At 69.3% G+C, this 10,693-nt stretch carries 8 protein-coding genes; 3 read left to right on the forward strand and 5 right to left on the reverse strand.

The features are described 5' to 3' along the window. Positions 1-6: 6 nt before the first annotated feature. Both HR086_RS19955 and HR086_RS19960 read right to left on the reverse strand, forming a co-directional pair. Entirely contained in the window at positions 7-972 is a 966-nt protein-coding gene (locus HR086_RS19955) for an RluA family pseudouridine synthase (RefSeq protein WP_174457125.1), read from the reverse strand. Further along, entirely contained in the window at positions 969-2,114 is a 1,146-nt protein-coding gene (locus HR086_RS19960; protein ID WP_174461849.1) for a serine/threonine-protein kinase, read from the reverse strand. The genes HR086_RS19955 and HR086_RS19960 overlap by 4 nt, the downstream gene beginning before the upstream one ends. A 130-nt stretch (positions 2,115-2,244) precedes the next feature. Here HR086_RS19960 and HR086_RS19965 point away from each other — a divergent pair, with 130 nt between their 5' ends. Together HR086_RS19965 and HR086_RS19970 are read left to right on the forward strand one after the other, a co-directional pair. Further along, positions 2,245-4,359, forward strand: coding sequence for a serine/threonine-protein kinase (locus tag HR086_RS19965; RefSeq protein WP_174466400.1), 2,115 nt, complete (start codon positions 2,245-2,247; stop codon positions 4,357-4,359). Positions 4,360-4,512: 153 nt separating this feature from the next. Continuing rightward, on the forward strand, positions 4,513-4,800 hold the full coding sequence (locus HR086_RS19970) for a hypothetical protein (protein WP_174457122.1): 288 nt from the start codon (positions 4,513-4,515) through the stop codon (positions 4,798-4,800). A gap of 46 nt (positions 4,801-4,846) precedes the next feature. Here HR086_RS19970 and HR086_RS19975 read toward each other — a convergent pair whose 3' ends face one another. Further along, positions 4,847-6,985, reverse strand: a complete 2,139-nt coding sequence (locus HR086_RS19975) for a putative metal-binding motif-containing protein (protein ID WP_174466401.1) — start codon at positions 6,983-6,985, stop codon at positions 4,847-4,849. Further along, on the reverse strand, positions 6,982-7,806 hold the full coding sequence (locus tag HR086_RS19980) for a tetratricopeptide repeat protein (protein ID WP_254625294.1): 825 nt from the start codon (positions 7,804-7,806) through the stop codon (positions 6,982-6,984). The genes HR086_RS19975 and HR086_RS19980 overlap by 4 nt, the downstream gene beginning before the upstream one ends. Before the next feature lie 199 nt (positions 7,807-8,005). Between HR086_RS19980 and HR086_RS19985 the strand changes: the two genes are divergently transcribed. Further along, entirely contained in the window at positions 8,006-8,968 is a 963-nt protein-coding gene (locus HR086_RS19985) for an SDR family oxidoreductase (protein WP_373564328.1), read from the forward strand. Here the strand turns inward: HR086_RS19985 and HR086_RS19990 are convergent. Beyond that, the coding region (locus HR086_RS19990; protein WP_217441875.1) for a tetratricopeptide repeat protein at positions 8,958-10,693 on the reverse strand (1,736 nt) is incomplete at its 5' end. The two genes, HR086_RS19985 and HR086_RS19990, sit on opposite strands and share 11 nt — an antisense overlap.

Genomic DNA, 10,693 nt, shown 5'->3' on the forward strand with positions numbered 1-10,693 from the left:
GCCCCTTCAGCTCGCCGGACTCTCGTCCTCGCGCTCGCCGCGAGGCAGGGGCAAGCCCAGCCGCTCCAGCTCCGCGCGCAGCTCCGGGGGCAGGGGACTCGTTACATGCATCGGCTTCTTCGTCTCCGGATGCGCCAACCCGAGCGCCCGTGCATGCAGGAAGAAGCGCCCCAGCCCTGGCGCCTCGCGCCCGCCGTAGAGCGTGTCGCCGACGATGGGCGCGCCAATGCCCGCCATGTGCGCGCGCACCTGATGCAACACGCCCGTGAGGATGCGCACCTCCACCAGGCTGTACTCGCCCACGCGCGCCAGCACGCGGAAGCGCGACACCGCCTCGCGCGCGTCCTCGGCACCGTGTGGCGCGGGCTCCACCCGGTCCGGGTGACGCGGGTGATGGCGCAGCGGCAGCTCGATGTCGCCCTCGTCCACCAGGGGCCCCGTCACCAGCGCGAGGTAGCGCTTGTCCACCGCGCGCTCACCGAAGGCCGCGCGGACAGCATCCCACGCGGTGCGCGAGCGCGCGGCCACCACCACGCCCGACGTCTCCACGTCCAACCGGTGGCACAGCCCGCCTTCGCGCGGGTCCACCGACGCCTGCGCGCACTCGGGGTAGCGCGCCACCAGCGCGTTGGCCACCGTGCCCGTCTCTCCCGACTGGAGCGGATGCGAGGGCCGGCCCGCGGGCTTGTCCACGAACACCAGCGCGGCGTCCTCGTGCAGCACGACGAGGGGGAACTCCTCGTCGGGCACCGCCTCGCGCGTCTCCTCCTCCACCACCACGGAGATCTGCTGCCCGGCCGTGAGCGTGAGGCCCTTCTTCGCCGCCCGGTGGTTCACCTTCACCGCGCCCGCATCGAAGAGTCGCTTGAGGCGCGCGCGCGACAGGCCCAGCGCCTCGCCCACGAAGAGGTCCACCCGCTGGCCCGCCTTGTCGGCGTCCACGGTGAAGGTGTGCAGCTTGGAGGGATTCACTCGGAAAGAGCCTCGTAGACTTCCTCGGCCGTCTGGAACCGGTCGTCCGGCTCCTTGCGGATGAGGCGGTGGGCCACGCGTGCGAACTGCGGGTCCCCATGAAGGTTCAGCGCCAGCACCGGCGGAGGCTCCGTCTCCAGCACCTGCCGCCACAGCTCGTGCGGCGTCTTCGCATCGAAGGGGGGCCGCCCGCTGAGCAGCTCATAGAGGATGACGCCCAGACTGTACAGGTCCGAGCGTCCATCCAACGGCTCCCCGAGAATCTGCTCGGGCGCCATGTAGCGGTACGTGCCCACCAGCTTGCCCGCCTCGGTAATCGCCACGTCGTCCGCGAGGAACTTGGCCAGCCCGAAGTCCATCAGCCGCACCTGCCGGTCCTCGTCCACCATGACGTTGGACGGCTTCAAGTCCCGGTGCACCAGCCCGTGCCCGTGGATGTAGGCCAGCGCCTCGCACAGCTGGAGCATGGTGTCCTTCAGCCGCCCCATGCGCTCGGGACGGTTGAGGTCCTCCTCGCGCGGCGCCCGGCCGTCGTCCACCGGCTTGCGAGCCGCGGGCGGAGGCATGTCGAAGCCCTCCATCGAGTCGTCCGAGCCCGAGCCGGAGCCCAGCTCGTCCTCGCCTTCCGCCGCGCCGTAGGCGTCCAGGTCCTCGCTGGGAGGCTCCTCGTTGAAGGCGTCCATGCTGAACAGCCCCTCCGCCGCGGGGCGGGCGTCACCCGCCGCGTCCGCGTTGGAGATGCTGTCGCTGCCAGGGCCGAAGTCCTCGTCCGCGGTGCGCCGCACCGTCAACAGGCCGCGCGGCGTGGTGCCGCTGATGGGCGACAGCAGGTCGTCCCCTCGGATGTCCAGGTAGTGGCGCAGCGTGAGCCCTTCAATCAGCTCCATGGCCAGGTAGGGCCAGCCCTGATGGACCCCCGCCTCGAAGACCTTCACCACGTTGGGATGGGACAGGTCCGCCAGCGTCTCGAATTCACGCGCGAGTCGTCGCGCCGCCCGTTCGTCCAGCGCGGGGCCGGCCGACAGCAGCTTGAGCGCGACTTCGTCGTTGCTGCGGCGGTCCAGGGCCCGGTACACGGTGCCGGCCCCGCCGCTGCCGAGCGTCTCCAGGACGCGGTAGGGACCGATGACCTTCGGGGGCATGCGTGCGCGGATCCTACGGACGGCGTCGCGTCACGGTCAAACTTGATGATGCCTGGTTGCACGGTCCTGGGCAGAACACTCGGGTAGGCATTTCACTTTTCCAGGGAAACCTGGGAGAACCCTTCATCAAATGCAAGTCGGGAAGTATCAACTCGTCCGGAAGCTTGCCTCGGGGGGCATGGCGGAGGTCTTCCTCGCCAAGGCCGCGGGCCCCATGGGCTTCGAGAAGACGCTCGTCCTGAAGCGGATCCTCCCGCACCTGGCGGAGGACCCGGCGTTCGTGGAGATGTTCCTGGGGGAGGCGCGGCTGGCCGCGCAGTTGGAGCACCCGAACATCGTCCAGATTTTCGACTTCGGCGAGGCGGACGGCAGCTACTTCCTGGCGATGGAGTTCATCGACGGGCCCACGCTGCGGCGGCTGGTGAAGCGCGCGGCGGAGCAGCCCCTGCCGCCGATGATGTGCGCGAAGCTGGTGTCGCTCGCGGCGGAGGGCCTGTCCTTCGCGCACGACTTCTGTGATCCGGCGACTGGAGAGCCCCTGGGGCTCATCCACCGCGACGTGAGTCCGGACAACATCCTGGTGTCGCGGCAGGGCGCGGTGAAGGTGGTGGACTTCGGCGTGGCGAAGGTGGCGGGGCAGGGGCACCGCACGCAGACGGGCGTGGTGAAGGGGAAGGTGGCGTACATGCCACCGGAGCAGCTCCGGACGAAGCCGCTGGACCGGCGGGTGGACGTGTACGCGCTGGGCGTGGTGCTGTACGAGCTCCTGACGGGCAAGCGTCCCTTCGACGCGACGACCGAGGCGAGCACGATGCAGGCCATCCTGTTCGAGCCGTTCATCCCCGTGGTGGAGCGCCGGCCGGATGTGCCGGTGGCGCTGCAGAAGATTCTGGACCTGGCGCTCGCGAAGGAGCGGGACACCCGCTACGCGGACTGCCGCGCGCTCCAGGCGGACCTGGAGCGCTACCTGCTGTCGTCGGGTGAGTCCGTGGGGGCGTACCAGCTCGCGCAGTTCGTGGCGAAGCTGGTGGCGGAGGGTATGTCGGGGCCGGTGGTGGCCTCGCCCGCGGCGATGGGAGGTGCGACGCCCGCGAAGCCCGGGAGCACGCCGAAGTCCATGGCGGCGCCTCCAGAGGCGAAGGGGCCTCCGCCTCCGCCCGTGGACTCGACGTCTCCCACGACGCCCATGCCGCTGTCGGTGCGGGGGATGATTGCGGAGGGACGTCCGCAGCCCGTCTCGAATGAGGGCGGCAAGGGCTCGGATGCTCCGGACCGTGCTGCGAAGGTGGCGGGGGCGCGACGCAAGCCGGCCTCCCGTCCGATGCTGCCGGCGCAGGGTGGGGTGGCCTCCGAGGCTCGAAGCGCGGGTGAGGGCTGGAACGCTTCGGGCATCGCCGCGGTGACAGCGCCCGCGGGGCCGTCGGGGGAGTCCGAGCGGGATGCGGAGGAGCGCGTCCCGACGAATGGTGGCGGGGCGGACGAGGACGCCATCTCCACGGGCGCGCAGGTGCGTGCCCCCAAGGCGAGCAAGGCCTCGACGGGACTCCTCGCCGTGCTCGTGGGTGGAGCGGTGCTCGTGCTCGGCGGCGTGGCGGTGGTGGCCACTCGGGGCGAGCAACCCATTGTCGTGGTGCCTCCTCCTCTTCCCTTGGGGAAGAGGCCGGAGGCGAAGCGTCCGTCGACGGTGGAGTCGCCCAAGCCTTCCACCGCGCAGGATCGGGTCGCGGGCGGGGATGCCCCGGCGGCGGGACAGGAGCCGCCCAAGCCTTCCACCGCGCAGGAGCGGGTCGCGGGCGGGGATGCCCCGGCGGCGGGACGGGCGCCGCAAGTGGCGGTGATGAAGGCGGAGCCTCCGCCCACCGCGCCGGTACCGTCACCGAAGGGGGTGACCGCGACGCCCGTGGAGAAAGCGCCGCCGGCTGTCGTGTCCGCTGCTGGCGGCACTTCCGCCGCGCCAGTACCCGTGTTGCCCGAGGTGAAACCTGTCGCGAAGGCCGCGCCGCCACCGCGCCCGCGCGCGAAGGTGGTGGCCACGGGCATGTTGGAGTTCCGCATCCGCCCCTATGCGAAGGTGGTGCTGAATGGGAAGGACCTGGGGCAGACGCCGATAGACCCCATCGCGGCGCCCGAAGGCAAGAACACCATCAAGCTCATCAATCATGAACTGGGCAAGGAAGTGACGCAGACGTTCGTGGTGAAGGCGGGGCAGAACAACACCTTCAAGTACAACTTCCACGCGGACTAGACGCATCTTGACCGTGAGGTGGGCGGGGCCTGACGCACTGCTCTTCCCGTGTCCCCGCCTGTGCCGGCGATGTCACCCGGCGGGGGTGGGGGCCCTGGAAAGTGGCCTGGGGCGGATGCGCATTGTCGGAATGAAATTGTAGGCTTTGCGCCCATGCACCTTGCAGAGAAATGGCTTTACGGGCTGGTTGGCGGCAGCGGGGCTTTGCTGCTCGTGTTCTTCATCCGCGCGATTGAGCTTGAAAGTCGCGGCGTCAGTGGCGGCCCGGATTTGGAGCTGTTGGCCTTCCCCGCCGCCTCGATGATTCCCGCCTCCGGGCTGCTCTGGCTGTTCTTCGGGCACAAGCTGGAGAATCACAAGCTGTGGATCATCGTGTCCACGCCGCTCCTGTTCGTGCTCACGGTGGTGGCCGCGGGCGTTCTCGTGCCTGTCTCCTACTGACCAGGCCGAGCCGAGCGCCCGGGCTCATTCACAACCCGGGGCGCACTCAAGGCCATGCGGGCCAGTGGAGGATGCGGCCACTGGTGCCCACGACCCAGAGGTCGTCAGGGCCGGTGCCCGTGATGTCATTGAGGCGGATGCCTCCCGTGGAGTGGACCTGCTGCCAGGTCTGCCCATTGTAACGGTAGACGTGTCCGCTCTTGCAGGTCGCATAGGCGGACCCCGCGCCAAAGGCAATGACCGAGGTCAGGTCGTGCGTGGTGGGAAAGGACAGCCGGGTCCACTGACCCAGGTGCCACCGCAGGACGGTGCCTGTGTCTCCCACCGCGAAGGCCAGCCTGGCGTTCGCCACCCAGACACCCCGGAGCGTGTCGAGGTCGGGTGCGACGTCCTCGACGGCCTCGGTATCCCACTCGCCGGAACTTCGGTTGTAGCGATAGATACGCGCGTCCGTCGCGGGGCCTCCCACGATGAAGACGGTGTCCGCCGTCGCTCCATGCACGTCGTAGACATAGTGAAAGTTGTTGTTGATGGGGTTGTAGGTCGGTGTTCCGGTGCCGTTCCAGGTGAAGGCCGCGCCCTCGTCCGAGGCCAGGCTGTCGGTCGCTCCATAGAGCGTGAGCACGTTGTTGTTCCGCACTCCCACCATGCCGTGGACCCACAGGTTGTCGTTCTGGACCTGGACGCAATTCGACGCCGAGGAGTCCTGGCGGGCCTTCCTCCCGTCGACGGAGCCGAGCCACGCGCGACCGGTGGTCGGGTCCGCCCAGACGCCGGTCCACGCGGCGTCCGTCATGCCGCAGCCAAAGTCCGAGAGGACCGTGAACGTCACCTGCCCGGGGGTCAGCCTTGCTCGAAAGTTCTCGTCGCCGGCCACCCAGACTCCGCCGCGAGTCCAGGAGGAGGCGGAGAGCCATGTCTGACTGGTGGAGGCCACCGTCTGCCCGGCCCAGGTGGGAGTGAGTCCTCCCGGGCACTGGGTCGGGCCTTCCTTTTGACCGTCGCAGTCGTTGTCCAGGTCGTCACACAGCTCCGGCGCGCCAGGATGGGTGATGGGGTTCCCATCGTTGCAGTCGCCGGTGTTGCTGACGTAGTCGCCAGCGGGGTGCACGCAGGAGCGGATGGCTCCGGAGGTCTGGCCAGAGCCGTCGCCATCCTCGTCCAGGTACCAGGCCGGGACGGACTGCGTGGCCCCGCAGACGAGAGTGGTGCCACTTGTGTCGCATTGGAGTTGTCCCGTGCACTGCGTCGCAGAATCCGTGCACGTCGAGCCGAGCCCGGGGAAGCCCTCGTCGAGGATTGCATCGCAGTCGTTGTCGACTCCGTCGCAGCGTTCCAGCGCGCCCGGGTAGATGCTGGCGTTCGTGTCATCACAGTCATCCGGGGGGGCGGTGACGTAGCCGGCTGGCACCGCGTCACAGAAGGTCGTCGGGGTGACTCCCTTCTGCCCATGTCCATCTCGGTCCTGGTCCAGGTAGGCCAACCGCGCGGAGGGACTGTCGCAGTAGAGGAGCTGGTCCGTCACGTCGCAGCGGTAGACACCCTGGCACCCCGCGCTGAGCGTGCACTGACCTCCCAGGTTGAAGTGCGCCTCATCGTTGATTCCGTCGCAGTTGTCGTCCTGCGCGTTGCACCGCTCCGCCGCGCTGGGGTTGATGTCACTCTGGTCATCCTGGCAATCCGTTCCGCCGTTGACGCGACTGACATAGCCATCCCGATCCGCGTCCTGGGCCTCGATGCGGAGCGTGGCGGGGACCCCCCTGTTGTTGGCCACCGTGACACTCGCGAGGTTGATCCCCACCGCGACTCCCTCGCAGCTCTGCTCGAAGGCTCTTGCCTCCACTTCCACGGTGGGTCCCCAACCTTTGGGTGGAGAGACGACGACTCGAAGATTGAAGCCGGGCCCCGCGCCGATCAGGGCGTCCCTGAAGGTTTGTGAGACTTCCTTCCCGCTGCCCGCGTCCCGGGCACGGACGAGCACGCAGCGAGGGCTGAATTCCACGAGGGCTACCGTGAGGTGGATGCTTCGACATGCGGTGCCACCGCCGAGCACCGCATTGGCCGGTTGACCGTCGAAAGCGGTCTCGAGGTCAAGATGGCCGTCGCAGTCCGGATACAGCTCATCCATGTCTGGCACGGTGCAGGCCGTGGCGAACAGCAGGCACAAGAGGGCAGGGCGCATCATGGATGCACCTCCTCGTTCTCGGGCTCGGAGCCGGTGAAGTAGGTGATGACCGCCCCCGCGACCGAGGTGACCGCGACGCCGAGCAGGACATTCGCGGCGAGTGCCTGTCCCCGGGCCGAGTCCAGGTGCCCTTGCTGTGCGTCGACCTGCGTGGCCTCGCGGGCATTCTGGATGTTCCCCCGGGAGCGAAGTCCGAAGTAGCTCCCGACTCCGCCCGCCGCGAGCCCGGCCCCCGCGAGGACCATCGAGATGGGACGGAGCCTGGACAGCTGTCCGCTCGGAGGCGCCATTCGCAACTCCGCGGCCTCCTCCTCCGGGTGGACTGGAACCAGCGCGACCTCGGGGACTTCCTGGATGGGACGCTCCAGGTTGTCCGGGTGGGGGACCTTCGGCTCCGGCATGGCGGTGGCACCGGTGCTGCCCGCGTTCGTGGGCGCATTCCGCGCAAGGTCCCGCGACACCTCCCGGCGCACGTTCTCGAAGTCCCGTTGCACCTTGGGGGACACCTTCACGGGAAGCGACGCCAGGGGACGCAGCGTCAATCCCTGCCGGAAGGCGACGAGGGACTTCTGTCGCTGGCCGAGGTCCGCCAGCACCAGGCCTTCGTAGAGCAACGCGTCGGCTCGCTCATCCTCGGTCCTCGCCAGGGCCTTGGCATCCGCGAGCGCGAGCAATGCCTGTTCGTACTCCAGTTCCTCGTACAGTCGTGCCGCGTCGCGCAGGCGCTCCCGAAAGGCATCAGGCGCTGTCTCAATCCGCGTCGCCCGTGAGACGACCGGCTGCGCCGAGGCCGCTCCCGCGAGGGCCAGGGTGAGGCTCATCAATGGTGGGAGGACCCTGATGAATCTCTGGAATGCGGACTTATCCATGCATGGCCACGCTAGCATGACTTCCGGCGAGAGGGCCGGGTCGACGCAAGGCCTTACGAAGGCCGCGGGCGGGGTATTGCATTCGCGTCTGTCGATGTGCGCGGGTGCTCCGCGAGAAGCCCTGTCGCCAGGGCAATCATTCGGGTTCGCAGTGACGCGGGCTCCACCACCTCGAAGCCACCGCCCACCTAAGCCACTCGAAGGACGCATCGCCCTGGTCGCGGGAGCCACGCGGGGCGCGGGCAGGGGCATCGCGACCCGGCTCGGCGAGGCCGGCGCCACCGTGTACTGCACGGGCCGCGGCGTACGCGGCCGTCCCGCCTCTGGCTCCAAGCGCCCGGAGGTCCTCGAGGAGACCGCGGAGCAGGTCACCGCGCTGGGGGGCCACGGCATCGCCGTCCGGTGCGACCACACCGTCACGGAGGAGGTCGCCGCCCTCTGCGCGCGCATCCAGAAGGAGCAGGGGCGGCTCGACATCCTGGTGAATGACATCTGGGGCTGCGACGCCATCTCCGAGCTCGGCGTGCCCTTCTGGAAGCAGTCTCCCGAGCACGCGCGCACCGTGTTGGAGCGCGCCGTGCTCACCCACATCCTCACCAGCCGCCACGCCGTTCCGCTCATGCTTGGGCAGGAGCGGGGCCTCGTCGTCGAAATCACCGACGGAGACCATTTCGGCTACCGCGGCAGCGTCATCTACGACGTCGCGAAGATGAGCGTCATCCGGCTCGCGTTCGCCATGTCGCGAGACTTGCGTCGCACCCGCGTCACCGCGCTCGCCGTGACGCCCGGCTTCCTGCGCTCCGAGGAGATGCTGGAGGGCTTCGGCGTCACCGAGGCGAACTGGCGCGATGGCGCGAAAGTGGAGCCGGACTTCATCGCCTCCGAGTCACCGTCCTACGTCGGCCGCGCCGTCGCCGCGCTCACCCAGGATGCCGAGCACGCCCTGGGGTCGGAAGCCGACCAGTCCCAGGATGTTCATGAAGATCCGCGGTCCCACCGCGCAGTCTCCTGTCGCGGTGCCCTGGCTCGCCAGTATCCCGTTGGTGGAGCCGAACCAGGCGACCATTGCAGAGTGCGCTCTGGCTCGCGACAGGCTCCGTCTCTCAGGGCCTGAACGTGGCGTGCTGCTTCAGCCACTGGGAGGCCCGCTCTGCGTCCGCCTTTCGGTCCACGCCGCTCCAGTAGTCGCGGGCCTGGGTGGCCAGCTCGATGGCGCGCGCCCTGTCTCCGTGGGAGTCCCAGATCGCGCGTGCCAGCGGGAATTGAACCCGCGCCCTCTCGTTGATCAAGGTCAGCTTCAGGGCGCCCTCGAGGAACGGCACGGCCTCGGCGGGCTTGCCCTCGGCCAGAGAGAGCCGGCCCATCCCCAGCAGGGGCCACAGGCGCCCCAGATCGTCCGGCGCCAGTACCTTGTCCTGAAAGGCCATGGCGCGCGTGAACTTCTCCCGCGCCTCCGCGTGGCGACCCAGCTCCACCAGCGCCTCGCCTTGGTCAGTGAGCGCCCAGGCGACGAGCGGGCTCTCGGGGCCCAGCAGCTTCAGGTTCAGCTCCAGCGCGCGCGCGTAGGCCTCGAGCGCCTCCTCGGCCCTCCCCATGTCGCGGAGCACGTGGCCTCGCGCGCCGATCGAGTCGGCCACGGACGGATGCTCGGAGCCCAGCACCTTCTGCTTCAGCGCCAGGGCGCGCGCCTGGGCCTCGAGCGCCTCCTCGAACCGGCCCATCTCCTGGAGCGTGGTGCCGAGGTCTCTGAGGGACTCGGCCACCCGTGGGTGCTCCGGGCCCAACACCTTCTTCCGCAGCTCCAGCGAGAGGGTATGGGCCTCGAGCGCCTCGTCCACCCGGCCCATGCTCTGGAACAGCAGGCCCAGGTTGTGGAGCGTGGAGGCCACCTCCCAGTGCTCGGGGCCCCACACCTTCTTCCTCAGCGCCAGGGCGTGCTCGAACGCCTGCCGTGCCTGCTCGTGCTTGCCAACGGCCATGAGGATGGTGCCCTCGCTGTTGGAGGCAAAGGCGCGGATGCGGTCATCGTCCGCCAGCTCCACCATGCTCTGCGCCATGGGCACCATCTGCAGCGCGTCGTGCGGCCGCCTCAGGCGGTTGCCCGTCACCCAGACCAGGGAGTTCGAGGCCTGGGCCAGCGTGTAGCTGTCCCTGCCACGGGCCGCCACCTCCATGGACTCGCGCAGGCCCTCCACGGTGGCTCGGTAGTCGCCTGCCCCTTCTCTCATCCATGCCACGAGGTAGAGGGTCTGAGCCTCCAGCGGAGCGTGGCCTGCCGCCTTCACCTGGGGGAGCAGGGAGTCCGCCAGCGCGAGCCCCTCCTGGACGCGGTGGGTATCCAGCAGCACCCGCAAGGAGTCGACCTGCTGCTGGAGCGCCTCCACCTTCCCGCGCACCACCGGGTCCTCGGGCGGCGGCACCGCGGCGGTGAGCGCCTTGGCGTCCTCGCAGTACTCCAGCGGCGGCAGGGCCTGCACCGCCTCCACCGCCTTGCTCACCAGGGGTGTGTCTGGACTCTGGGACAACAGTTCGGTGAGCGCGCGCAGCTGGCCGCGTCTGCGCTCCAGGCAGGCCTCCTCCAGCACCAGCAGCCCCGACTTCTTCGGGTGCCCCTCCTGGCTCGCGCTCAGGCACAGCGCGGTGCGCTGCCTCACCCAGGCTCCCGCATAGGCCTCCAGCCCCTGCACCACCCGCTCGGCGGTGGCCCGAGCGTAGGGTGCCCCCGTGGCGACCAGCCCCTGCTCCAGCCGGGCCCTGACCGCCGCATCCCAGACTCCGCTCAGCCGCAGCTCCATGCGACCGCACACCTGCTCCTGCGGGCGAGCCCACACCCACAAGG

This window comes from Myxococcus sp. CA039A (genome assembly GCF_013336645.1).
Lineage (GTDB): Bacteria > Myxococcota > Myxococcia > Myxococcales > Myxococcaceae > Myxococcus > Myxococcus llanfairpwllgwyngyllgogerychwyrndrobwllllantysiliogogogochensis.